General features: G+C 72.1%; 18 protein-coding genes. 4 read left to right on the top strand and 14 right to left on the bottom strand.

The features are described from left to right. Nucleotides 1-36 precede the first annotated feature (36 nt). Together VGC13_RS13630 and VGC13_RS13625 are read right to left on the bottom strand one after the other, a co-directional pair. The gene (locus VGC13_RS13630) at nucleotides 37-693 is read right to left on the bottom strand and encodes a cyclase family protein (RefSeq protein WP_331125804.1); all 657 of its coding nucleotides are present in this window, start codon (nucleotides 691-693) and stop codon (nucleotides 37-39) included. Further along, the gene (locus tag VGC13_RS13625; protein ID WP_331125803.1) at nucleotides 693-1856 is read right to left on the bottom strand and encodes an NAD(P)/FAD-dependent oxidoreductase; all 1164 of its coding nucleotides are present in this window, start codon (nucleotides 1854-1856) and stop codon (nucleotides 693-695) included. The genes VGC13_RS13630 and VGC13_RS13625 overlap by 1 nt, the downstream gene beginning before the upstream one ends. A 65-nt stretch (nucleotides 1857-1921) precedes the next feature. Between VGC13_RS13625 and VGC13_RS13620 the strand changes: the two genes are divergently transcribed. Further along, nucleotides 1922-2335: a hypothetical protein gene (locus VGC13_RS13620; RefSeq protein ID WP_331125802.1), complete on the top strand. Its 414-nt coding sequence runs from the start codon at nucleotides 1922-1924 to the stop codon at nucleotides 2333-2335. A gap of 38 nt (nucleotides 2336-2373) precedes the next feature. Here VGC13_RS13620 and VGC13_RS13615 read toward each other — a convergent pair whose 3' ends face one another. The 3 genes from VGC13_RS13615 to VGC13_RS13605 are packed head-to-tail and all read right to left on the bottom strand — an operon-like array spanning nucleotide 2374 to nucleotide 5365. After that, entirely contained in the window at nucleotides 2374-3087 is a 714-nt protein-coding gene (locus VGC13_RS13615) for a methyltransferase domain-containing protein (RefSeq protein ID WP_331125801.1), read from the bottom strand. Further along, entirely contained in the window at nucleotides 3084-4007 is a 924-nt protein-coding gene (locus VGC13_RS13610) for a cation diffusion facilitator family transporter (protein ID WP_331125800.1), read from the bottom strand. The genes VGC13_RS13615 and VGC13_RS13610 overlap by 4 nt, the downstream gene beginning before the upstream one ends. Next, the gene (locus tag VGC13_RS13605; RefSeq protein ID WP_331125799.1) at nucleotides 4004-5365 is read right to left on the bottom strand and encodes an amidohydrolase family protein; all 1362 of its coding nucleotides are present in this window, start codon (nucleotides 5363-5365) and stop codon (nucleotides 4004-4006) included. Before VGC13_RS13605 ends, VGC13_RS13610 begins: the two co-directional genes overlap by 4 nt. A 738-nt stretch (nucleotides 5366-6103) precedes the next feature. Between VGC13_RS13605 and VGC13_RS13600 the strand changes: the two genes are divergently transcribed. Together VGC13_RS13600 and VGC13_RS13595 are read left to right on the top strand one after the other, a co-directional pair. Further along, nucleotides 6104-6970 (top strand): alpha/beta hydrolase family protein, encoded by an 867-nt coding sequence (locus VGC13_RS13600; RefSeq protein ID WP_331125798.1) that lies wholly within the window; start codon nucleotides 6104-6106, stop codon nucleotides 6968-6970. Nucleotides 6971-7090: 120 nt separating this feature from the next. After that, nucleotides 7091-7327 (top strand): ferredoxin family protein, encoded by a 237-nt coding sequence (locus VGC13_RS13595; RefSeq protein ID WP_331125797.1) that lies wholly within the window; start codon nucleotides 7091-7093, stop codon nucleotides 7325-7327. Nucleotides 7328-7664: 337 nt separating this feature from the next. On the opposite strand, the gene VGC13_RS13590 is transcribed toward VGC13_RS13595, so the two are convergent. The 9 genes from VGC13_RS13590 to VGC13_RS13550 all read right to left on the bottom strand — a co-directional run bounded on the left by VGC13_RS13590 (nucleotide 7665) and on the right by VGC13_RS13550 (nucleotide 21909). After that, a complete protein-coding gene (locus VGC13_RS13590) occupies nucleotides 7665-8288 on the bottom strand; it encodes a lytic transglycosylase domain-containing protein (RefSeq protein WP_331125796.1) in 624 nt (207 codons plus the stop codon). A gap of 530 nt (nucleotides 8289-8818) precedes the next feature. Continuing rightward, nucleotides 8819-9718: a ferritin-like domain-containing protein gene (locus tag VGC13_RS13585; protein WP_331125795.1), complete on the bottom strand. Its 900-nt coding sequence runs from the start codon at nucleotides 9716-9718 to the stop codon at nucleotides 8819-8821. 24 nt (nucleotides 9719-9742) lie between these two features. After that, a complete protein-coding gene (locus VGC13_RS13580; RefSeq protein WP_331125794.1) occupies nucleotides 9743-9991 on the bottom strand; it encodes a GlsB/YeaQ/YmgE family stress response membrane protein in 249 nt (82 codons plus the stop codon). A 1211-nt stretch (nucleotides 9992-11202) separates the two neighbouring features. Further along, nucleotides 11203-12123 carry a hypothetical protein gene (locus tag VGC13_RS13575; RefSeq protein WP_331125793.1) on the bottom strand — a complete coding sequence of 307 codons (921 nt, stop codon included), beginning with the start codon at nucleotides 12121-12123 and terminating at the stop codon, nucleotides 11203-11205. Nucleotides 12124-12137: 14 nt separating this feature from the next. Beyond that, complete coding sequence (gene ppk1, locus VGC13_RS13570; protein ID WP_331125792.1) at nucleotides 12138-15350, bottom strand: polyphosphate kinase 1; 3213 nt, start codon at nucleotides 15348-15350, stop codon at nucleotides 12138-12140. A gap of 5 nt (nucleotides 15351-15355) precedes the next feature. Further along, nucleotides 15356-17857, bottom strand: a complete 2502-nt coding sequence (locus VGC13_RS13565; RefSeq protein ID WP_331125791.1) for a BamA/TamA family outer membrane protein — start codon at nucleotides 17855-17857, stop codon at nucleotides 15356-15358. Then, entirely contained in the window at nucleotides 17854-19059 is a 1206-nt protein-coding gene (locus VGC13_RS13560; protein ID WP_331125853.1) for a metallophosphoesterase family protein, read from the bottom strand. The genes VGC13_RS13565 and VGC13_RS13560 overlap by 4 nt, the downstream gene beginning before the upstream one ends. A gap of 52 nt (nucleotides 19060-19111) precedes the next feature. Continuing rightward, nucleotides 19112-20239, bottom strand: coding sequence for a DUF4956 domain-containing protein (locus VGC13_RS13555; protein ID WP_331125790.1), 1128 nt, complete (start codon nucleotides 20237-20239; stop codon nucleotides 19112-19114). A gap of 698 nt (nucleotides 20240-20937) precedes the next feature. After that, nucleotides 20938-21909 (bottom strand): helix-turn-helix domain-containing protein, encoded by a 972-nt coding sequence (locus VGC13_RS13550; protein WP_331125789.1) that lies wholly within the window; start codon nucleotides 21907-21909, stop codon nucleotides 20938-20940. 485 nt (nucleotides 21910-22394) lie between these two features. Between VGC13_RS13550 and VGC13_RS13545 the strand changes: the two genes are divergently transcribed. Next, complete coding sequence (locus VGC13_RS13545) at nucleotides 22395-23651, top strand: PLP-dependent aminotransferase family protein (protein ID WP_331125788.1); 1257 nt, start codon at nucleotides 22395-22397, stop codon at nucleotides 23649-23651. Nucleotides 23652-23720: the final 69 nt, after the last annotated feature.

Genomic DNA, 23720 nt, shown 5'->3' with positions numbered 1-23720 from the left:
GTTTTGGGTGATGATGATCGGGAGCCGCGGCGCGGGTCAGTCGCCCAGCAGCGCGGCGGCGGTCTGGTCCAGGCCGCGAAGGACGGCGCGGACGGGGGATGCTTCGGCTTCCATCAGCTTCAGCGGCAGCGCGATCAGCTCGTACTCGCCAGGCGGCACGCCATCGAGCATCACGTTCTCCAGGATGCCGCGGCCGGCGCCCAGCAGCACGTGGTGCGCGGGAAGGTCCGGCGAATCGAACGGGTCCGGCGACGGTGCGTCGGTGCCGAACAGGCGCACGCCGGCATCCACCAGCATTTGCGCGGATTCGCCGTCCAGCGCGGCGAAGCGCGTGGGGAAGACGGCGGGATCGGTCCACGCGCCCACGCGCACCAGCAGGCGCTCGGGCGCGCCGGCGGCCAGCACCTCGGCGGCCCAGGCGGCGTCCAGCGCGGCGCGGCCGGTCGCGTCCACCACCCGCGCGGGGCCCAGGTACGCGTCCAGCGGCACCGCGCCGATCATCAGCCCGTCCTCCAGCAGGTGAAAGGGGCCGTCGGCGTGGGTGCCGGTATGCGGGCTCATGGAGAGCGCGGACTGGTTGTAGATCACGCCGGGCCCCAGCCGCGCCTTCCACTCGATGCGGCAGGGCGAATCGCCGGGCCACACGGGAAAGCCGGCGACGAGGGGGCGGGTGACGTCGTACAGAACGCGCATCAGGCAACCAGCTGGCGAAGGAGGGCAGGGTGCAGCAGCGAGCGCACGGGGCGTACGTCGCCGGTGGCGTGGATGACGGCGTCCGCGAGCTGCGCGCGGCGGTCCAGGCGGCCGGCGGCCCACCGCAGCAGCCGCGGGCGGGAGACAAAGGCCTCCACCACGCGCTGCAGCCGCTCGCCGGGGGCAAAGGCGCGGCGGCGGGCGCGCTCGTACGGCATCAGCGCGGCGGCGCGGGTGTCGCCCGCCCGCAGCGCCGCGCCGATCGTCTGCGCCGCCAGCTCGGCGCCGCGGAGGGCGCGGTAGATGCCCTGCCCGGTGAACGGGTCGTAGTAGCCCGCCGCGTCGCCCACCAGCAGCGCGCCGTCCGCCACGGCGCGGCGGACCGGGCAGTCGAAGGGGCCGGTGGCCAGCACGTCGTCCACCCGCCGGGCATCCACGAAGCCGGACTCGCGCAGCGCGGCGTCGAAGTACGCGTCGGCGTGGCCGCCCACCTCGTGCGCCTGCTCGGCGGGGACGACGACGGTCACGTTCGCCAATCCGCCGCCCACGTCCGCCACGCCCACGCAGCGGCGGCCGCGCGCACGCATCGTCCCGCATCCGCCCATGTCGCCCAGGCCGCGCACGTGCGCCGTCAGCGCCAGCTTTCGCAGCCGTGGCGCGCGCGCCAGCAGCCCCAGCCGCCGCAGCACGATCGATCGCAGCCCGTCCGCCCCCACCACGATCTTCGCGGCGACCTCCTCCCCGCCCGCGACCACGCCGCGGACGTGCCCGTCCCCATCGCGCAGCAGGTCGGTGGCCTTCAGTCCTTCGCGCACCTCCGCGCCGCACGCGCGGGCGTGGCGCAGCAGGATGTCGTCCAGCGTCTCGCGCGGCAGGGCGATGCCGTGCACGCCGCCATGAAAGCGGCCCAGGAACGACGGGCCGCCGTCGGATGCGATGCGCCAGCCCTCCAGGCGCGCGGGGCCGGCCTCCATCACGCGGTCCAGCACGCCCAGCCGCCGCAGCGCCGCGACGCCGGCGGGGTTGATGCACTCCGCGCACGGCTTGCGGCGGGGAAAGCGGGCGCGGTCCAGCAGCAGCACGCGCCATCCGTCCGACGCCAGCAGCGCCGCCGTCGTGCTCCCCGCCGGCCCCCCGCCGACGACGATGGCGTCCCAGGTCATGGCCGCCCCCGGAGGCGAGGCGGTTCGGATCCCCAATCCGCCGAGCGCGGCGCCAGCCGGGGCGAATGAATTCGCGGCTGGGGAAACGCGATGTCCGCCTGCGCGGACGGGTGCGGTGGCGTCGGCGTGTGCAGCGCGTCGCCGCGATGTTCGCGGTTGAAGCCCCGCGCGGTTTGCGGGGCTTTCCGCTGTTCCAGCCGCGGGTTTACCCGCCCGGGACGGGGCAGGTCGCGCGCGCTGGCTGCGGACGCGCCGGTGCCCGGGATGTCGCACACCACCCGGCCGCCGCGTCGCGCCAGCCGGGGCGAATGAATTCGCGGCTGGGGAAACGCGATGTCCGCCTGCGCGGACCGGTGCGGTGGCATCGGAACGTGCAGCGCGTCGCCGCCGGGTTTGCGGTTGAAGCCCCGCGCAGTTTGCGGGGCTTTCCGCTGTTGTTGCGGCGAATTCATTCGCTCTCGCGGGCGGGCTTCGCGTGACCTGACCTCAATCGCAATCCGCATCCTCGTCGACCTCATCACCCCTCCCGCTCCCACACCAGCGCGACGCGGAAGGGCTCGTGGCGGTGCACGCGGGCGCAGGGAAGGGCGGCGGCGCGGGCCAGGTCGTCCAGCTCCGCGGGGGTAAAGGCGCGGCGGACGGAGAGCGGGCCGTCGTGCGCGGTCACGGGGTGCGCGCGCCAGAAGGTGGCCGCCAGCAGCCGCGCGCCGACGTATGCCGGCCGGGAGCGGCGGAGGTCGTTGACGATCCCGCCGATCCGCGCCACGCGGCGCAGCTCCCCCAGCACGCGCAGCAGGTCCGCGCGCGCGTCGAAGTGGTGGAGCGCGGTGGAGCAGATCGCGAAATCGAACGCACCATCCTCGTACGGCAGATGCAGCGCGTCGGCCGCCTCCACGCGCACGTCCGCATCGCCCGACGCGTGGCGGCGCGCGAAATCCAGCGTGACGGGATGATTGTCCGTGGCGACGATCCGCATCCTGATCCCCCGCGAACGCGCCCACGCCGCCACCTTCAGCGGGATGTCCGCCGAGCCGGTGGCCACGTCCAGCACGCGGTACTCGGGCCGCGGATGCCGTGCCACCAATCGGCCGAGGTGGTGCAGGACCACGCGGTAGCCGCCCAGCCAGCGGTTCACGTGCTGCAGGTCCACCAGCGAGCGCCCCAGCTCCGCCGGGTCCTGGCCGGGCTCGTCCATCCGCTCGGCGCCGGCGGCGCGGGGGAGAGAGGTCACTCGCCCGCCTCGCGCACGCGGGCCGGCGCGGCGGAAAGCGGCTCCACGTGCACCACCACGCGCCGCGCGCCCAAGCGGCGGCGCACCTCGCCTTCCACCAGGTCGGCGATCTCGTGCGCCTCCTCGATGTCCAGCCCCGTCTGCACGGCGATCGTCAGCTCCGCGAAGCGCGCCCCCTCGCGCCGGCCGCGCGAGCGCACGTCGTACGCGGCATCCACGCCGTCCATTGCCTCGGCCATGCGCCGGATCTCGGCCGCCTCCACCGCCGCCTCGTCCACCAGCACGGGAATGGTCTCGCGCAGGATGTGAAAGCCGGTGCGGATGATGAGCACGGCCACCAGCAGCGTGGTCCACGCATCCCCCGTCCGCCACCCCAGGCGGGTCAGCAGCAGGCCGATGAGCACGGCAAGCGTGACGAAGACGTCGGCGCGCAGGTGCGCCGCGTCCGCCAGCAGCAGCTCGCTCGCCAGCGCCTGTCCGCGCCGCCGCTCGTACTCCGACGCCACGAGGCCGATGAGCAGCGATCCGCCCATCACCCACACGCCCAGGCTGGTGTCCACCCGCTCGCCGCCGCCCCCCGCGATGCGCGCGACCGCCGTCCGCACCAGTTCGTAGACGGTGATGGACAGGAAGGCCACCATGGCCAGCGCACCCAGCGCCTCGAACTTCTCGTGGCCGTAGGGATGCTGCTCGTCCGGCTCCTGTCCGGCCACGCGGGCCAGGGTGATGGCGACCACGGTGGTCAGCACGTCCAGCGCGCTGTCGAAGGCGCCGCCCAGCACCGCCAGCGAGCCGCTGAGCACGCCCGCCGCCGTCTTCGCGGTCACCAGGACCAGGCTGACGGCCAGCATCAGCGTCAGCACCCGGCGCACCTCGCGGGTGCGCGCGTCGGGCGGGTCCGCGGCGGCGTGCGCGCTCACGTCATCGCCTCCCGCAGCCGCCGGGCGGCGTCATCCACCGCCGGCTGCAGCGTGGCGGGGTCCAGCGTCGCCAGCAGGCCGTCGCGATAGAGCACGCGCCCCTGCACGGCCGTCAGCACCACGTCGCAGCCGCGCGCGGCGTGAAAGACGGCGGCCACGGGATCGTGCACCGGCCGCACGTGCGGCGCGGCGAGGGAGACGACGCACAGGTCCGCGTCCTTGTCCGGCTCCAGCGTGCCCACGGCGCCGTCCAGCCCAAGCGCCCGGGCCCCGTCGATGGTGCACAGCCGCAGCAGCTCCGCGGGCCCCAGCACGCTGCAGCTGGCCAGCCGCGCGCGGTGCAAGACGGAGGCGATGCGGGCCTCTTCCAGCAGGTCCAGCCGGTTGTTGCTCCCCACCGAGTCCGTCCCCAGGCCCACGAGAACGTTCTGCGCGATCATCTCCGGGTACGGCGCCAGCCCATGCCCCAGCCGCGCGTTCGCCACGGGGCAGTGTGCCACGGTCGATCCCGTGTCGCTCACGCGGCGGATGTCGTCCCCGTCCAGCAGCACGCAATGAATGAGCAGCGGCCGCGCGCGCAGCACGCCCAGCCGGTCCAGCATCTCCACAGTGGTCCGTCCCCGCGGCGGCGTGTCGATGCCGCGCGCCCGCAGCCCCGGCGCAAAGTCGCCCTCCCCCGCCTGCACCAGCTGGTGCTCGATCGCGCTTTCCGCCGCGTGCACCGCCATCGGCAGGTTCTCGGACAGCGCGTACTCCGCCGTGGCGCTGAAGAGCGTGTCGGACACGGTGTACGGCGCGTGGGGGGACACGCCGATCTTTACCCGGTCGCACTCCCAGGCGCGCAGGCACTCCACGCTGGCGCGCAGCCCCGCCATCGCCTCGTCGCGCTGCGCCGGGTCCGGCCCGAACACCTCCTGGTAGACCACGCCGCGCAGCCCCGCCTCGCACAGTGCCTGCGCCGAGGCGCCGGACGATTCCGTGGCCGCCAGGGTGGTGATGCCGGAGCGCAGCGCCTCCACCAGGGTCCACCGCGCGGCCGCGTGGAAGTCCGCGTCGGTGAGCGCCGCGCGCTTGGCGCCGACCAGGCGCAGGATCCAATCGCGAAAGCACAGGTCTTCCAGCGCGCCGCGGAACATGGCCAGCTCCGGGTGCGCGTGGACGTTCACCAGGCCGGGAAGGATGGCGGCCTGGCCCAGCTCCTCCACCACGCACCCCTCCGGCGGCTCGATGGCGAGCGCCGGCCCCACCGCCGCGATGCGGCCGTCCGTGCCCACCAGCACGGCGCCGTTGCGGATGGGCTCGGCGCAGACGGGAAGCACCCAGTCGGCGCGGTAAAGGGTAAGCGGCAGCTCCGGCAAAGGGATAGGTGACAGGTTACAGGTGACAGGGTACAGCGGGCACGAGCCGCGGCGTTTTCGGCGATTCGCGTCCCGCGCCGCACAAGATCATGGCGTTTTGCATCCGCCCTGCACGGTTCGGGCGAAGGGGTGGGACAATAGCAGGCACCGGGCCGCGAGGCGAATGGGCAGGATGGACGGGCGTTCCGGATGCTTCGGCGCGAGGGGCGGGCGCCCCCTCCGGGCTCGCACCACTCGCCCACCTCCCCCAAAACTGCTGGGGGAGGTTGCGGGTGAGGCTGGCCACGGCGTGGCTTCGGACAGGGCAGCGCGAGATGGTGGGCCGCCCCCACCCCGGCCCTCCCCCGCAAACAGCGCGGGGGAGGGTGACGCGCTCGACAGACTGTCCGGAGCGCGATCGAATTCTCCCCTCTCCGTGAGGAACGAACGGGGAGGGGCCGGGGGAGGGGCACCCCGTCGGGCGCAGTTCGATCCGATTCGCCGAGCCCCGATCCATCGGCACCGCCAACCTCCCCCAGCAGTTTTGGGGGAGGTGCGAGCCTAAGCGAGCGGAGGGGGCGCCTGCGGCACACGACGGACTCCAGTCGAAGCGGGATCGAATTCTCCCCTCTCCGCTCGTCCCTCGCGGAGGGGGCGCCCGCCGCTCGCGACAAAACCTGCGCATCACGTCTTGTCCGCTGTACCTGTCCCCTGTAACCTGTCCCCTCGCCCGAGCACCGGACTTCACGCAGCGCACTGATGCCCGACGACACCGCGAGCCACCCCATCACTCGCACCCCTTTCGAGCTGCCGTCCCCGGACGGCGGCCCGTCGGTGCGCGGCGACCTGCACGTGCGGCAGGGGGCCCGGCCCACGGCGGCGGTCGTCCTGATCCACGGCTTCAAGGGCTTTCGCACCTTCGGGTTCTTTCCCACCTTGGCGCAGGAGGCGGCGGCGCGCGGGTTCGCGGCGGTCACGTTCGATTTTTCGCACAACGGCATCGGCGAGGACGGGGCCGACACCTTCAGCGCCATGCACCTGTTCGCCGAGCAGACGCACACGCGCAACGTGCAGGAGATCCGCCGCGTGATGGACGCGCTGGCCGGCGGCGCGCTGCTGGACCACGGTGTGCGCAGCATCGGGCTGCTGGGGCACTCGCGCGGCGGCGGCGAGGCGGTGCTGGCTGCCGCCGGGGACCCGCGGGTGGACGCGCTGGTGACCTGGGCCGCCATCGCCGGCATCGCGGAACGCTGGTCGCCCGAGCAGGTCGCCACCTGGCGGGCCGGCGGCACGGTGCAGATCGAGAACGCGCGGACGAAGCAGATGATGCCCGTGGGCCCCGTCTACTGGCGCGACGTGGAGCAGAACCGCGAGCGGCTGGACATTCCCGCCGCCGCCGCGCGGCTGCAGATCCCCTGGCTCATCGTGCACGGCGACGCCGACACGTCGGTGCCGGTGGACGAGGGGCGGCGGCTGTTCGACGCGGCCGGCGAGGCGGCGGAGCTGCTGGTGGTGGAGGGGGCGGACCACGGTTTCAACGGAAAGCATCCGTACGCCGGCGCCACCCCCGAGCTGCAGCTGGTGACCGAGGCGTCGCTGGAGTGGTTCCAGACGCACCTGAAGTGATTTTCGAACGATCGTTCGACGGTTGGTGGACAACCGCGCGAGGGGTCGTTATCATACCGCTTCCCGGCGCATTGCCCTGAAGCAGAGACATCCCGGCCCTGACCCCTGCTGGAGAACCAGATGCCCTACGTGATCACGGAGCCCTGCATCGGGACCAAGGACGCGAGCTGCGTCGAGGTGTGCCCGGTGGATTGCATCTACGAGGCGAACGACCAGTACTACATCAACCCCGACGAGTGCATCGACTGCGGCGCCTGCGAGCCCGAGTGCCCCGTCCAGGCCATCTTTCCCGATACCGACGTGCCGCCCGAGTGGACGGACTACATCGAGAAGAACCGCGTGCTCTCCGACGCCTGACCGCCGCGGATCGCCTGCATGCCCAAGGGGCCGCCTCCCACACCTGGGAGGCGGCCCCTTCTTCACGCTTCGCATCGTGCGCGCAGAATGCGAGTTCTCTGCTGACTCCGTGTGATGCCGAATCCGGGAAAACAACACCTTCATGGGTACAGAGGAACAGAGTCAGACAGAGGAATCAAGATCAACTCGCTTTCTCTGTCTGACTCTGTTCCTCTGTACGATTATTCTTTTCACGAGCTGGTATGAGGCATCGCAGGCGCGTCGACGCACGGGAAAAGAAAAAGGGCGCCCCCGAAACTCGCCGGGGGCGCCCCTTCCATCATCCGGCCGGGCTGGATCAGCCGCGGCCGCGGACCTTGCCGGCGTACCCGTTGTCGGGATTGCCGCCGCGCTGCAGCACGCGGTCGACGGTGCCGGTGCCGCGGTTGTACGCGGTGAGCGCCAGGTTCACGTTGCCGTCGTACCGGTCGATCAGCTCGCCCAGGTAGCGAAAGCCGATCTCCAGGTTCGTCTCCGAGTCGCGCAGGTCGTTCTCGGTGGCGTCGCGCTTGAACCAGCGGGCGGTGGGCAGCATGAGCTGCGTAAGGCCGATGGCGCCCACGTGGCTGGTCGCGTAGTCCTTGAACTCGCTCTCGGTCTTCACCAGACCGAAGGCGATCTCGGGGTTGATGTCGTGCTCCACGGCGGTGCTGTAGATGAGCTCCGCCAGCTTGTCGGGGATGGTGTATCCCCTGGCACGGTACTCGTTGGCCAGGCGCTCGGCCTCGGCGGCCTGGGCCACGCGCTGCGGGGCCCGCACCACCACCGGGGCCACCTGCATGCTGGTGCCGCTGCGCACCGCGGTCTGCACCAGCCCGCGGCGCTTGCCGTCCTGGCCCAGCGGGCCGGCGCCCGTGGCGGTGGCCACGCCCTGCAGCACGGCGGCCCCCAGAAGCAGGGCCTGGATCGGCCGCGACCGCACCAGCGAACGGAAGTCATTCCGCAGCGGAGGGGCGTTACGCGGCCCCGTTCGCGGCGAACGGCCTTCGTTGTCCTTCACCATCTGTCTCCTGTCGTTCACAAGACAAACGCGGCCGATCGAGATGGGACCGCCGCGCCCGCCCTGCTGAGGGCATTCAACAAGTTCCTCCAATCTAAGCCCCTTAACCGCTTGTGTCAAATGAAGATAGCTGATTTCTTCCCATAGCCGGGCCAAAAACCCGCATCAACACTGGCTTTCTGATGCAAACAAATGAGATAAGCGAAGGAATACCGAAATTTTCCGGGAATTCGCGAAATTCTTCTACATTCCACATGGATCTACATTGCCGCTCCGGCCCCTGTTCGCGTAAAAACCCCGCCTCACGCAGAGGCGCGGAGACGCGGAGAGAAACGGATCGTTTTCTCAGCGCCTCCGCGTCCGCGTGAGGCTTTCTTCTTTTCTGGATGAAACGCCCGAGGCCCCTTCCCCGGTACGGCGGGAAGGGGCCTCGGATGCGCTCGGCGCGTGGGTCAGCCCCTGGACCGCGAGCCCGACTTGGACCCGCCGGACTTCGATCCACCCGACTTCGATCCGCCGGACTTCGATCCGCCGGACGACTTGGATCCACCCGACTTCGATCCACCGGACTTCGACCCGCCGGACGACTTGGAGCCGCCGGACGACTTCGATCCGCCGCTCTTGGAGCCGCTCCCCGACGACCGCTCCGCCGTGGACGACGACCCGCCCGACGAGCGGCCGGCCGACTTGCTGCCCCCGGACTTGCTCCCGCCCGACTTGCTGCCGCCGGACGACTTGGAGCCCGACTTGGATCCGCCGGACTTCGACCCGCCGCCGGACGACTTCGATCCGCCGCTGCCGCGCGACGAGCCGCCTTCGGGGGTGAACTGCACCTCCGCCTCGCCCGCGGCCAGGTCCATCCCCAGGGACAGGGACTTGAGCGCCCGCACCGAGTTGCGCTCGATGAACGAGGCCATGGCCTCTTCCTCGCGCAGGCTTTCGCCCAGCAGGGCGGTCACCTCGCGCTCGCCCATGGCGGTGGCCACGGCGATGGCGGAGCGGTACCCGGCGATCTCGTAGTGCTCAACCCGCAGGCTGTTGCCCAGGTCGAACGCCTCGAGCAGCTGCTTGGAGGGGTTCTCGTCCTTCTTGAACGAGTCGTGCTCGGCCTTGAGCCCCACCGCGGCTTCGCAGGTTTCGGCCTTGGCCTTTTCGCCGACCGCCTCGAAGGCGCGACGGAGCCGCTCGATCTGCTCCTCGGTCTCGCCGATGTGCTCCTGCACCCGGGCAAGCATCTCGGGGTTCTTCACCTCGCGGGTGAGGGTGCCGAGCATCTTGAGGATCAGCTGCTCTGCGTAGAGCAGGTCGCCCAGCTCGTGGATGAGCAGGTCCTTCAACTGGCTGGCTGCCATGTGCGCGCCTCCGAACCGTTAGAGTTAGACGTGGGTGCGGCGGCGGCCGACCACCAGACGGTACAGCAGAAGCAGGATCAGCGCGCCCACGACGCTGCCGATGAGCCCCACGCGGTTGTCGCTGCCGCCGAACAGCATGCCGCCGATGACCGAACCGGCGATGCCCAGCAGGATGGTGACGATGATGCCGCCCGGATCCTTGCCCGGCATGATGAACTTTGCGATCGCGCCGGCGACCAGGCCGATGATGATCATCCAGAGAATGCCGCCCATATCTCCCCCACGGTGTGGTGGTATCGGAATCGGTCCCTTCTGGTTCGGACCGCCGTCGCGCGGCGGGAATGCACGCTTTATGCCCAACTGCCACCTGTGTTGTAGCTGGCTCCGCACCAGCGTTTTGCTCATCCCCGGCGAACGAAGCGCACGCGCCCGCCGGCAGGTAAGTGCATGATGGTCCAAGTTGCTGAATCACATTGACTTGGATGCATGCGTACTGCGCCGCTCGTCACGCTGACACTCCCTCCCGCAAGCGGAAGCGAGCGTGTAACGAACCCCACGAGGACGATCACTGTCATTCCGAGGAAGGCGCCCCCCGGGCCGCCCGGAACGCGCAGCAGCCCTGTGCGCCGCCCGAAGAATCTTCTTCGGAAACGGGGGCCGCTCGCGCCAGACCCATGGTAGCCGACGCGATGCTGCGCCCATCCGGCCGCAATCACCCGTGGCGTGCTTCCGGCGGGTGAACGCGAAGCCCCATCCGCGGCGCAGCGTGCCGGGATGGGGCTGAATGATGGTTCTTCCTGCATCACATGCGAGATCGAAGAATCCGCAGGCTCGGCGGCAGGATCTTTCCGCCACGCAGCGTTCCCGGGCGATGCCCGGGAACGGGCTCCGCGCGAGGGGAAGGAGATTCTTCGGTCGCGCCAGCCGGCTTCGCGGCTTTCCCGGGAGCCCGGGGCGGGCGCTTCCTCAGAATGACAGGTGTTTCCGCGGGATTCGGGAAAACGAGCGCCACCGGCACCTATCGTATGCGAGATCGAATGATCTGTATGCTGGGCGGCAGGATCTTTCCGTTACGCGGGGTTCCCGGGCGATGCCCGGGAGAGGGCTCCGCGCGAGGGGAGGGAGATTCTTCGGTCGCGCCAACGGGCCTCGTGGTTTTCCCGGGAGCCCGGGGCGGGCGTTTCCTCAGAATGACAGGTGTTTCCGCGGGATTCGGTAAGACAGGCGCCACCGGCACCCATCGTATGCGAGATCGAATCTCCTGCATGCTGAGCTGCAGGATCTTTCCGTTACGCGGGGTTCCCGGGCGATGCCCGGAAGAGGGCTCCGCGCGAGGGGAGGGAGATTCTTCGGTCGCGCCAAAGGGCCTCGTGGTTTTCCCGGGAGTCCGGGGCGGGCGCTTCCTCAGAATGACAGGTGTTTCCTCGGGATTCGGTACGACAAGCGCCGTCTGCCCCCGTTCACCCCTTCACCCCTTCACCCCTTCACCGCAAAGGGCACTGCAGCCACGCCGCTCGCCCGGGCAGCGCGCCCTCCCCCGACTCGCTGGTCAGCAGCACCGTGCCGTCAGAGCGCATGGCCACGCCTTCGCCCTGGGGCTCGCCCAGCGGGGCCAGGTCCATGCTGAAGGCCGCCTCGCCGCTTCCCAGCAGGTCCGCCGTGCGGTACAGCGCCAGGCGGCCGTAGGTGCGCAGCGCCACCCACCGCCCGTCGCGCGACGCGCCGGCGCCGGTCACCGCGTCGCCGGGCTGCTGGGGCTCGGGGGCCAGCACGCGCACGCGCACCAGGTCCACGGGGCCGGGGCGCAGGGGCGTGGGCCAGCGCCACAGCTCGATGTCGTCGCGCTGCCCCTTGTTCACCAGGTACACCCCGCCGTCCGCCGCCACGAACATGGCCTCGGTGTCGCGGCCGCCGCCGGGAAAGCGGGCGCGGAACACCTCCGCCGGCCGGGTGGCGGCGTCCTGGGGGCGGGGCAGGGGCGCGCGGTACAGCACCACCTCGTTGCCGGCGCTGTTCTGGTTGTTGCCGATGTCGCCCACGTACACGCAGTCCCCGCCGGGGCACGGGCCGATGGCCACGTCCTCCCAGTCGCGGTTGCGCGCCCCGGCCACCGCCACCCGGCCGGCCAGCGCCCCGTCGGCCGTGACGGCGTACAGCACCGGGTCCGTGCCGGAGTCGCCCACCGTCCAGAACACCTCCGGCACCAGGGGGTCCAGCGCGGCGCCGCTGGTCTCGCGCACCTCCTCGGGGAGCGACAATCCCTGCCGCACCACGCGGCAGGTCTGCGCGGGGGCCTCCACGGCGGCCGCGGCGGCATCCTCCTCCCCGTCCTCCGCCGGCCGGCACCCGGCCCACAGCACGAGGGCCGCGAAGGAGGCCGCGGCCCGCGCCCCGTGCCTCTTCATCCACCGGGCGCGCGTCATGGGGTGGGGATCACGATGGGCGTGCGCGACGGGTCCGCGGACGTGGTTTCGCGGGGCGCCGGCTCCGGACGCTGGTAGTAGGTGCCGTCGGCCCCCAGCTCCCACAGGTCGGGGCGGGCCAGGTCGTGCTCCAGGATGGCGTCCAGCCGGGCGCGGTGCGCCGGGTCCACGATCGGCGCGGCCACCTCGATCCGGCGGCTCAGGTTGCGCGTGCGCCAGTCGCCCGAGCCGATGAAGTACTCCGGCTCCCCCGCGTTGGCGAAGCGGAAGATGCGCTCGTGCTCCAGGTGGCGCCCCAGCGCGCTGTACACGCGGATGTTCTCCGACAATCCCGCCACCCCCGGCCGCAGCGAGCAGATGCCGCGCACCAGCAGGTCGATGCGCACCCCCGCCCGCGACGCCCGGTACAGCGCCGCGATGATGCCGCGGTCCGCCAGGCCGTTGAACTTGGCGGTGACGGCGCCCTCGCCGCCGGCCGCCGCGTGCGCCGCCTCGCGGTCGATCATCTCCACGAAGCGGCTGCGCATGGTGGTCGGCGCCACCAGCAGGGGCCCGTAGTCCGGGCGGATGGTCCCGCTGGTGAGGGTGTTGAACACCTCGTTGAGCTCGGCCCCCAGCTCCGGGTCCGCCGACATCAGCCCCAGGTCGGTGTAGAAGGCGGCCGTGCTGGCGTTCAGGTTTCCCGTGCCGATGTAGGCGTAGCGGCGGATGCCGGCCGGCTCGCGGCGCACGATCAGCGCGATCTTGGCGTGCACCTTCAATCCTGGCATCCCGTAGATGACGTGGATGCCGAACGAGCGCAGGTGGCGCGCCCACTGGATGTTGCTCAGCTCGTCGAAGCGGGCCGTAAGCTCCACCAGCGCCACCACCTGCTTCCCCGCCGCCGCCGCCCGCGACAGCGCCTCGACGATGCGCGACTTGGAGTTGGTGCGGTAGAGGGCGAGCTTGATGGACAGGACCTCGGGGTCCTCCGCCGCGTCGATCACCAGCCGCTCCACCGTTCCCCGGAACGAGTCGCGGGGAAACGAGACCAGCACCGGCGACTGCCGCAGCTGCTCGAAGACGTTGCGCGCCGGGTCCAGCGGCTCGCGGGGCGGCGGCTCGGGGGGGTACAGGAGCACGCCGGGCTCGGCGTCGACCTCGGCCAGCTCGCGCAGGCCGCGCAGGTCCACCAGCCGGTGGATGACGTACACGTCCTCCTCGCCCAGCGCCGCCACCTGCCCGGGCACCTCGTACTGCAGCTCGCGCAGCAGCATTCCCTGCACCTCGCCGGGCATCCCCCGCTCCACCTCCAGGCGCACCACGGGGCGAAAGCGGCGCTTGCGCACCTGCTCCTCCACCGCGTGCAGCAGGTCTTCGACCTGCGCGCGGTCCAGGTGCAGCTCGGCGCTGCGCGTTACGCGAAAGGCGCAGGCCGTGTCCACCTCCATCCCGGGGTACAGCGCCGCGAACGAGCCGCGGATCACCTCTTCCATGGGGATGAAGCGGCGGCTCTCCGGCAGGCGGACGAAGCGGGGGAGCCCGTCCGGCAGCTCCACCATTCCCAGCCGCCGCTCGCCCGTGCGCGGGTCGCGCAGCAGGGCGGCGAGCGCGGGGCGCAGGTTGCGGACGTGGGGAAAGGGGTGGCCCGGGCCGGCGGTCAGGGGCATGACGATGGGATGCACCTCGCGCGTCCAGTAGCCGCGCACCATCTCCAGCTCCCCGCGCGTCAGCTCGTCCAGCCGCACCACCCGGATGCCGTGCTCCGCCAGCGCGGGAAGAAGCGCGGTGCCCAGCAGCGCGTACGCCCGGTCCAGCAGCCGCCGCGCCCGCACCCCGATGGCGTCCAGCTGCTCCTGCGGGGTGGCGCCGTCCATGGTGGCCTTGGTGCTTCCCAGCGCCACCTGGCGCTTGAAGCCGGCCACGCGGACGCGGAAGAACTCGTCCATGTTGCCGCCGAAGATGGCCACGAAGCGCAGCCGTTCCAGCAGCGGCACCCGCTCGTCCTCGGCCAGCCCCAGCACCCGGCGGTTGAACGCCAGCATGCTGAGCTCCATGTTCAGCATGGAGCCCGCGGGAAGGTCCGCGTCGTCCGTGGCCAGAACGGGGGCGGCGCTGGCCAGCATGGCGCGCGTGGCCGCCTCTTCCTCGCTCCCCACGGCGCCGGCCAGCGGCGTGGGAAAGTCGGAGCGGGCCACCACGTGCAGCGCCGCCAGGGTGTCGCGGTCGCGCAGGGCGGGGCTCCCCACGGAGTGCAGCACCTCGGCCAGCGGCATGCGGATGATGTCGCAGGTGGCGTCCTCGCTCTGCGCGTGGGCGCCCTCGGCCAGCCACACCTCCACGGCGCTGCGCTCGGCGGGGCCGGGCCCCAGCCCCAGCAGCCGCACGCGGGCGCCGTCGTGGCCAAAGCACTCGCGCAGCACGCGGCGGCACGCCTCTTCGCCCGATCCGTGGCCGGAGGGCACGCGCAGCGCCGCCCGCTCGCGGCGCAGGGCGATGCGGCCGTCCTCCACCGCCACCACGGCCACGCGGCGGGCGGCGCGCACCGCCTGCTCCATCCGGTCCAGCTCCGCCTCGCGCAGGGCGTGGCGGGCGCGCTCCAGCCGGTCCTCGCCCACCCGCCGCATGCCGTGCGCGTGCCGCAGCGCCGCGGCCACGGGGTGCTGGTCGTCCGCGCCCTCCGGCAGCCGCAGCTCGATCTCTTCCAGCGTGGCCGTCATCTCGCCGGAACGGATGGTGATGGCGTCGCACGCCGCCTCGGCCGGGCGCCCGTCCAGCGACTGGATGGGGCGCAGCACGCGGTGCGTCTCCAGCTCCACCCGGGGGACGAGGCGCGCGGGGTCCACCATGGCCCGCAGCAGCCGCGCCGGCTCCGACAGCCCCAGGAGCGGCGAGTCGTCCTGCGCGGCGGGAAGCTCGATGACGGCCACCTCGCCCCCCTCGGCGTCCGCGCCGGTGCGCACGGACAGGGTGCGCGCGCCGTCGGGGTGGTGGCGCAGGCACGCCCAGGCGCCGCGGCGCTCCAGGTCGCCGTCCGCCGTGTCGTGGTAGACGTCGCGGAACACGCGGGTCGCGGGGTGCCCGGCGCGAAAGCCGTCGGGGGCGGGGCCGGAAGCGACCGCCTCCAGCACGCCGGGCGCACCGGGGTCGAAGCGCACCGTGGTGGTGCGCGGCGGCCCGGGTGCGGTTTCGGCTTCGTCGGGGGCGGGCGGGGGCCAGTCCGTGGACATGTCCGTCAGAAGGGGAGACCCAGGCGCAGGTACAAAATGCCGCGCTCGCCCCGCGCGTAGAACACGCTGAGCGTCTGCGAGCCGGCGTTCACGAAGGCGCCGGCGCCCACCGAGGTGTGCCAGCCGCCGTCGCTCTCACCGTCGTACCATACGCGCCCGGCATCCGCCAGCGCCAGCACGCCCACCGGGCCGAACGCCCGCATGCGTGCCTCCGCCCCGCCGAACGCGGCCGCGTCCCCCGCGAAGCGCTGGTACGAGAAGCCGCGCAGGGTGGGCGATCCGCCCAGCAGCGCCGCGTACTGGATGGGAAAGTCGCCCCACACCTTTTCGCCCCCCGCGCGCAGGGCCAGCACGGCGGGGCCCAGGGGAAGGTAGAACGCCCCGCGGGCGGCGGTGCGGGCAAAGGCGCCGTCCCGCTCGCCGTCACCCCCCGCCCACGACTCGGAAAGGAGGGGAAAGGCGCCGCCCTCCGCCGCGAAGGTCCAGCCCCGGGTGGGGTAGGCCGCGCTGTCCACGCGCACCCACGCCGCGCCCGCGCGCACGCCGGCCGTCACGTACGGTTCCGTCCCCAGTGGCCCGTCCAGCTCCGCCGGCGTCCCCGCGTCCACCTCGGGGTCCGTGTAGCGCAGCACGCCGGAGAGCGCCAGGGTCAGCCCGCCGCCGCGCGACAGGACCACGCCTGGCTCCAGCAGCGCCTGCCGCTCGAAGACGATGTAGTCTCGCAGCCCCGCGTCGTCGTCCGTGTCGTTGCCGTACCCGGTAAAGTAGACGCCCTCCAGCTCCGAGGCGCGGGCGAAGAGGGAGCCGTACGAGCGCGGCGCGCCCGTCCACCGCCGCGTGTAGCGCGCCTCGGCGCCAAAGCGGGTGTACAGCGGCGCCCACAGCCCGCGGACGAACCAGCGCTCCGCGTACGGGTCGCGGCGAAAGCCGTAGCGCGTGTGCCGCGGTCCCACGCCCACCACCAGGTCGGCGAAGGGGCGGATGGCGGCGTACGGCGTCAGCGCCGCGCCGTCCGTCCCCCAGTCGCGCGGGGGATCGATGGCGCTCTGCTCGCCCGACAGCTTTTCGGGCCGCGCGAACGGGCGCGTGTCGACCACGGTATTGGATCCACGGACGATGCGGTTTTCGCCGCGCGCGTCGTAGAACGCCGTGCGTCCCGTGCCGCGGTCCTCCAGCACGTCGTCGCCCTCCCCGCCGATCACGCGCACCAGCCGGCCGCCCGCACCGCGCACCACGGCCCGGTCGCCGCCGCCCAGCAGAAAGACGCGCACTTCGCGCGTGTCGTGGCCTTCGAAGCGGCGGCGGTAGTAGGGCGCGGCGGATTCGTCCGCGCCGGCGTGGATGCGCACCTCCATCCCGCCGTCCTCCAGCCGCTCGACCACGGCGAAGTCCGCCGCGTCGGTGCCGTACGCCTCGGGCTCGCGGGCCATCATGGCGTAGTACCGCGCCGCCGCGTCGGGAAGCGCGTCGCGCCGGGCGCGCAGGGTGGCGGCCAGGTTGGCCCCCTCCAGCGCCTGGTACTCGGCGGGAAGCAGCCGCACTGCCTCGTCGATCAGCGCGTCCGTGATCCGCGCGCGCAGGGCCGCCGCCACTGAGTCCCAGGTGCGGCGGTCCATGCCGCCCAGCAGCCGCCGGTCCAGGTACTGCGCCTGCTGCACCAGCCCGAACAGCCCGTCGTAGTTGGCCCGAAAGCGCACCGCCTTGGGCAGGAACGGCCGCGCCAGCTCCACCGCGAACCCGTCGTAGTCCACGAACACGTAGTCGCGGTCGCGGGGGATGGCGCGCCACAGGGTGGTGCCGCCGCGGTCGTACCGCGCCCAGCTGTACTGGTCTTCGTGCCGGTCCCAGTCGCCCAGGAAGACGTCCATCAGCCGGACGGCCAGGTACTCCTCGGCCGCCACCCGGTGCGCGGGGTCCGCGTCCAGCGCGGGAAGGAACTCGTCCGTGTCCTCCACGTCCGCCGCGCCCCCGAAGCGGTCGCCCGGGCGCTCCTCCAGCTGCCCCAGCATTCCCGCGAACTCCGCGCGAAACTCGCCCAGCCGCGGGTCGTCCGGCATCACGAACAGCAGCGGGTCCACGTGCAGCGCGCCGGTGGCGTCCATCAGCCGCCCCGCCACCACCGCGCCCGCCGGGTTCTGCGAGCTCACCTGGTCGCGCAGCACCGCGCCCGCCGGCCCGCCGCGCCCGCCCTCGCCCCGTCCCGGGTCCTTGTTGACCGAGCGAAAGGCGTACTCGCGCCCGTCCGCGCCCCGGAAGCGCAGCGACAGCGTCTGGTTGCCGCCCCCCGTCTCCGTGGGCGTCAGTCCGCCGGCAAAGGTGCGCAGGTCCAGCAGGGGAACGTTTGCCGGTGTGGTCCACAATTCACGGTACGAGCGGCCCAGCAGAAAGCGCTTCACCGGTCCGGCGCGGTACTCCGCCCCGGCCGCCACCCGCGCCGAGTCGCCCGCCTGGGCGGCCAGCGGGGCCGCCAGCAGCAGGGAGGCGAGGGCCGGGAGGGCACGCCTCATGGGCGCCCCCCGGGCGTCGGCACCCCATGGGTGGTGTCGGACTGCGCGGGAACGATGGGCGACGACGTGGCCGACGCGCTGCCGCGCAGCGGGGGCACGTCCAGCCAGGTGGAAAAGTCCTCGGTGGCGTTCCCCTGCGCGTCCACCACCATCACGCTCAGCCGCGCGCGGCCGTCGTCCAGAAAGGTGATGCGCTGGTAGCCGCTGGCCTGGCGGATGTAGCGGATGCCGGTGATGGCGCGCGTGGGCGTGGTGTGCCCGTAGATCCCTCCCCCACTCACCAGCAGGTACCTGGCCGGGTCGCGCCGGAACACCTGCAGGCTGTGCTCGTGCCCCGCCGCGTAGACCGTGGGCGTGTCCACCACGAAGGCGCGGCTCAGCTCGGCCGTCATGTGCCGGTACTCGCGCCCGGTCACGTCCTGACGCGCAAAGAGGCCGGCCGTCCGCGCCCAGGGATGGAAGGGGAACAGGTAGGTGGGCCAGTCGAAGTACCCCCCGTGCTGCCCGCCCGAGACCACCGGGTGGTGGGCGACGACCACGGTGCGCCGCTCCCCCGCCGTGGCCAGCGCCACGCGCAGCGAATCGACCACCCCCTGCTCCGTTCCCGGATTGCAGCGGTCGCGGCCGGGCTTGGTGGCGGGGTGCAGCCACCAGTGGCTGTCGATGACGATCAGCCGCAGCACCACCCCCAGGTCGACGATCACCGGCCCCGGGCACCCGTCACGCGGCTCCATGCCGAAGAGCCCGGCGCCCTCGATGTTGATGAAGCGCTCCTGCCGTACGATGTTGGCCCACCCCTCGGGAGCGCCCTGCGCCCAGTCGTGGTTGCCGGGAACGAAGACGCCGCGCGTCCCCGTGTCGCGCAGGGGCTGCATCTGCGCGCGCAGAATGCGCAGCCCCTCGCGGCCCTCGGCCGTGAGCGTGTCCGACAGCCCCACGGGATAGATGTTGTCGCCCAGGAACACGACGAAGCTCTTTTCGGGCGCGGCGGCGATCTCGGCCTGCAGGGCGCGCAGCACCGGCTCGCCCTCCGGGTTGGGCAGCCCCGCGTCGCCGATGAGCACCAGGTTCAGCGCCACCGAGTCCGCCGGCAGCGGCCCCACCACCCGTCCCAGCCCCGCCGCCGGCTTGCCGCACCCCGCCGACGCCAGCAGCGCGGCGCCGGCGGCCAGCGCCGCCCGCCGCGTCCAGTCCTTCATCATCCTCACGTACGTTCCGGGGAAACCCACCTTCGTGCCGGGGCCGCGCGCCGCGTCAGCCCCGCTGCTTCTTCCGCTTCTTGCGCCGGGCGCGAAACGGCACGTACTCGGCCGCCGCCACCTGCGCGCCCCACCGCTCGTCCAGCGCCCCCACCAGCTCGGGGGCCGACGCGCTCCCCTTCAGTCGCACAAGGTATTCCAGCGTGAACAGGTCGTCGTCGCGGCTCACCACGTCCACCAGCTGCCAGTCCCTGGCCATGTCGGCCAGCGCCTCCTGCACGGTGTGGCGGGCCAGGTCGGGCTGCATGCTGTGCACCAGAAGGATGCCGTCGGTGCGGATCTGGTCGGCGTGGTCCAGCATGCGCATGCGCACCTCGCGCTGCCCCTGGGCGTCCTGCGCCAGCAGCAGCCGCTGCGGCCCCGACGACAGGATGCCGGTGCGGGCGTAGCGGCCGCTGTAGATGCTGCCGATGTTGAACTTCCACACCGCCAGCACCACGTAGTTGAACGCCAGCGACATGGCCAGCGCCACGTCCAGCGCCTGCACCCCCGACGACAGGCCGATGCCGATCACCAGAAAGATGTACACGGCGTCGCGCGGGTCCTTGAGCGTGTTGCGGAACCGCACGGCCGCCACGATCCCCGCCAGCGCAAAGGCCAGGGCCACGCTGTTCTTGACCACCAGCGCGATCCCCGCCACCACGATGGGCAGGATGATGACGGACGACACCAGCGCCGGGTCGTAGCGAAAGCGCTTGGTGAGCATGTACACCCACGCAACCGGCACCACCAGCGACAGCGCGCCCAGGATCACCAGCAGGGTGCCCATGGCGCGGCTCAGCGCCTCGTTCAGCGACACCCGCGCGCCGAAGTCGGCCGCCACCGGCCCCACCAGCCCGCCCCCCTGCTCCAGCGTCAGCGCGTTGGACGAGAGAAACGCCTCGCGCACGGCGGGGACGTGGTACACCAGCAGCGACATCACCGTCACCAGCAACACGTAGTACGCCAGCAGCCGCAGGAACGGGTGGCTGCGGGCCTCCGTCATGCGCTCGATGAGGCCGCGGTGGTTCCGGGGCTCCTCCGTCTGGCGCGGCGCCGGCCGGGGGGCCGGGTGCGCGGGCGGCGGGGGGCCCGGGGGCGCGGGGCGCGACAGCAGCGTCTCGGACTCGCCGTGCTGTACCACGGGCGGTCCGGGCAGCGGTGCGGACTCCCTGTCTCGGTTGCGTGCCATTCGTATCAGGTGTGTGCGGGTCCGCTGCGCCGCCGGTGCGCGCGGAGCCAGCCGCGCACAAGCAGGAAACACGCCGCGCGCCTGCATGCGCGGAAGCAAGGCCGGCCTCGCGCGAAGCCGCGGAGGGGCGGGAAGAACGTAACGAACACGGAACAATTCTGCCGTGGAGCCGGGGAGTCAATGAATCCGGGCTCCCAAAGGCCATTCCCCCTCAGAGGAAGCGGCGGAAGCAGAGGCGGTTTCCTGCGTCCAGAATGCGTGCGCTTCCCTCGGCCGTGGGTGTGGGCGGATGGTTCGCAAGATCGCGCATCAGGTATTCGTCCGGCCTGCTCCGGTGCGCCGCGGAGACCATCCCCCGATCCACCCGGCGCGCCATTCCCCCGCTCACCACGGATCAGCGCTTGGGATGGTCGCGGAGAAAACGGCACGAGAAAACTCCGCTGACTCTGCTTCCTCCTGTGAGTTCCCCACCTGCCGCGCAGGCCCGTGCTCACGAAACCTGCGCCAGCAGCAGCGGCATCCCGCCCGCCGTTACCGGCTGTTCCCTGTCCCCTGTCCCCTGTCCCCTGTTCCCTATTCCCTATTCCCTAACAACGAAGCCCGCGCGATCGGAATCGCGCGGGCCCGTGCTCGTCGTGCGGAAAGATGCCTCAGGCCGCGTTGGCCTTGCGGCGGCCGCGGCGGCGCGGCACGTGGGGCGGCGCATCCAGCGTGGCCGCCAGCGACATGTCGTCGTGCGGCGCGTGCAGGCGCGAGATCGGCAGGTCGTTCTCGCTCTCGTCGTCCGCCAGCTTGGTCTCCTGGCGGCGGATGCGGCCGGCCTCGCGGGCGGCGTTCAGCTCGGCCAGGAACTTTTCCGACGCGGTGGCGAATGCGCCCTGCTTGCGCAGCTGCGTCAGCATCACCTCGGTGAACTCCTGCACCGCGCGGCGCAGCGAGCTGTCCGACGCGTAGCCGCAGGTGTACGCCACGCTCAGCACCGTCTGGCCCGGGTCGTCCAGCAGCTCGCAGGCAAGCAGCACCCGCATCCACGCCAGGATGCGGCGTGGGGGCGGCAGGTCCGCCTGCTCGGCCCACCGCAGCAGGGTGCGCTCCGACAGCTTGAGGCTCGAGGCCAGGTCGCGGCCGTGGCCGCCCTCGGCCACCACCTCGGCCGCCGCCATCAGCAGCGCGCGGGCGCGGCCCGACAGGTTGGTGGGAAGCGAGCGCTCCAGCAGGCTCTGCAGCGGGCGCCCCTGCGCGCTGCGCAGCCGCCGGCTGATCGCCTCCACCGTGTCTTCCTCGTCCAGCGCGATCACTTCCTTTACGCCCCACTCGCCCAGCGTGCGCAGGTCGCGCACCCGGCCGCGGCGAACCTCCAGCGCGGCGATCACCGTCGCCGTGGGGAACTCCCACAGGATGGAGCGCAGCTCCGGCGCCAGCTCGGCCTCGGTGCCGTAGGTGCGCGTGTACGGGTCCACCACCACCAGCGCCGCCGGCGGCGACTCGGTGAGCGCGGCGCGAAGCCCGTCCCAGTCGTCCACGAACTGGGTCTTGAACCGCTGGTTGCCCACCCGGCGCACGCGTTCCTTGAACACGGGGTCCGAGTGCAGCACGATCAGCGGACGTGCGATGGGTTGCATGGCCTTCCTCGGCGGCGAGGGTGCTTCGGGCCACCGTCTGGATGGCCGTTTCGCGTGTGTCGCGTTCCGTGTACAACCTAACCTGTTTTCTCGTTCCTGTCTAGCATTTCCTGTTTACGCCGTCCGGGATGGTGTCGTCTCACGTATGGCGTCACCCGACGGACGTGCCTGTTCGGTGCAGGCGTGGGCAGAGCGCGCGCTTGGGGACGGCGGTGGTACACTCCCGAAGGTGGCGGCGATGAGGCGGGGCGGGGGCGCCGGCGAGCATCGTAGCCGAACATGGCCTATTCGAATCTCCAACCTCGCCGATTGCGCCACGGACGGCCCGGTTGCTGGGCGGGAGCCCCGGAACTGCAGTGTGAACTCATTAACATTTTCCGCCGAACTGTTGCGTGTCTTGCGGTCCTTCCGTTATCCTTGAAGATCAACAAACCCTCCTGACCTCTTCCGTGCCGCACCGCGTGGCACGGCTCCCCGGTGTTTCCATGAGCGTTCTCGAAGCCGAACCGCCCACCGCCATTCCCGCCGTCCCCATGGCCAACCTTGCATCCGGGCCCGGCATTGCCGCCGGGCTGCCCCTGGCGGCGTGGACGGGGAGTGTGCGCCCCTCCGTCATCCAGCGCATGCTGTCGTTCAGCGGCCGCGACGACCTGGTGACCTTTGCGCTGGGGCTGCCCGCGCCCGAGCTGTTTCCCGTGGACGGCCTGGCCGCCGCCGCCGACCGCGTGCTGCGCGGCGACCCCGACGCGCTGCAGTACAAGCCCGGCTATCGCCCGCTCAAGGAGCAGGTGGTCAGGCTGATGGCCCAGCGCGGCGTGGAGTGCCGCCCCGAGCAGGTGTTCCTGACCACGGCCGCCCAGCAGGCGCTCAGCCTGGTGTCGCGCGTCCTGCTGGAGCCGGGCGGCACGGTGCTGTGCGACGAGCTGGTGTACATGGGCTTTCAGCAGGTCGTCGAGTCGTACCGCCCCCGCGTGCTCACCGTGGGCTCCGACCTGGACACCGGGATGGACGTGGACGCGGTGGAGCGGTACCTGGCCGCGGGCGAGCGCCCGGCCTACATCTACTGCATCACCGACGGCCACAACCCGCTGGGCTCCAGCCTGAGCCGCGGCAAGCGCGAGCGGCTGGTGGAGCTGGCCCGCCGCTACCGCGTCCCCATCGTCGAGGACGACGCGTACGGCATGCTGTACTACGAGCGCCCCGAGGCGCCCATGCGCGCCCTGGACGAAGAGTGGGTGCTGTACGTGGGCTCGTTCAGCAAGGTGCTGGCGCCCAGCTTTCGCCTGGGATGGATCGTCGCGCCCGAGTCGCTGGTGCCCGTGCTGGGGTGCGCCAAGGACGGCGCGGACCTGGACATGGCCAGCTTCAGCCAGCGCCTGGCGGCCGAGTACCTGGCCGGCGGCGGCTTCGACGGCCACCTGGACCGCGTCCGCGCTGAGTACCGGGTGCGCCGCGACCTGATGCTGGAGCTGCTGGCCACGGAGCTCCCCGCGGGCTCGCGGTGGAGCGTGCCCAGCAACGGCGCGCTGCTGTGGGTGGAGCTGCCCCAGGGGTACGACACCGACGCGCTGCTGGAGACGGCCATGGCGGCCGGGGTGGCGTACGTGCCGGGCGACGCGTTCGCCATGCCGGGGACGGGCGCCGGGCGCAACGGCATGCGGCTCAACTTCTCGTACTGCAAGCCGGAGCAGATCCGGGAGGGGATGGCGCGTTTGGGCCGCGTGCTGCGCGAGAACGCCTAGCGTACTTCCCGCCATCGGCAAAACGACGTATTGTAGGGGCGGCCCGCGGATTCCGCGGGCCGCCCCTCC

Source organism: Longimicrobium sp. (assembly GCF_036399255.1).
In the GTDB taxonomy this organism is placed as follows: domain Bacteria; phylum Gemmatimonadota; class Gemmatimonadetes; order Longimicrobiales; family Longimicrobiaceae; genus Longimicrobium.
Note: the sequence above shows the minus strand (reverse complement) of the source record. Positions and strands in the feature narration are given on the sequence as shown.

Coding starts and splice junctions, on each gene's coding strand:
- VGC13_RS13585 (WP_331125795.1), bottom strand. CDS start 9,718: ATGGCAGCCAGCCAGTTGAAGGACCTGCTCATCCACGAGCTGGGCGAC.
- VGC13_RS13620 (WP_331125802.1), top strand. CDS start 1,922: ATGAATTCGCGGCTGGGGAAACGCGATGTCCGCCTGCGCGGACGGGTG.
- VGC13_RS13625 (WP_331125803.1), bottom strand. CDS start 1,856: ATGACCTGGGACGCCATCGTCGTCGGCGGGGGGCCGGCGGGGAGCACG.
- VGC13_RS13545 (WP_331125788.1), top strand. CDS start 22,395: ATGAGCGTTCTCGAAGCCGAACCGCCCACCGCCATTCCCGCCGTCCCC.
- VGC13_RS13550 (WP_331125789.1), bottom strand. CDS start 21,909: ATGCAACCCATCGCACGTCCGCTGATCGTGCTGCACTCGGACCCCGTG.
- VGC13_RS13565 (WP_331125791.1), bottom strand. CDS start 17,857: ATGAGGCGTGCCCTCCCGGCCCTCGCCTCCCTGCTGCTGGCGGCCCCG.
- VGC13_RS13580 (WP_331125794.1), bottom strand. CDS start 9,991: ATGGGCGGCATTCTCTGGATGATCATCATCGGCCTGGTCGCCGGCGCG.
- VGC13_RS13600 (WP_331125798.1), top strand. CDS start 6,104: ATGCCCGACGACACCGCGAGCCACCCCATCACTCGCACCCCTTTCGAG.
- VGC13_RS13575 (WP_331125793.1), bottom strand. CDS start 12,123: ATGAAGAGGCACGGGGCGCGGGCCGCGGCCTCCTTCGCGGCCCTCGTG.
- VGC13_RS13630 (WP_331125804.1), bottom strand. CDS start 693: ATGCGCGTTCTGTACGACGTCACCCGCCCCCTCGTCGCCGGCTTTCCC.
- VGC13_RS13595 (WP_331125797.1), top strand. CDS start 7,091: ATGCCCTACGTGATCACGGAGCCCTGCATCGGGACCAAGGACGCGAGC.
- ppk1 (WP_331125792.1), bottom strand. CDS start 15,350: ATGTCCACGGACTGGCCCCCGCCCGCCCCCGACGAAGCCGAAACCGCA.
- VGC13_RS13560 (WP_331125853.1), bottom strand. CDS start 19,059: ATGATGAAGGACTGGACGCGGCGGGCGGCGCTGGCCGCCGGCGCCGCG.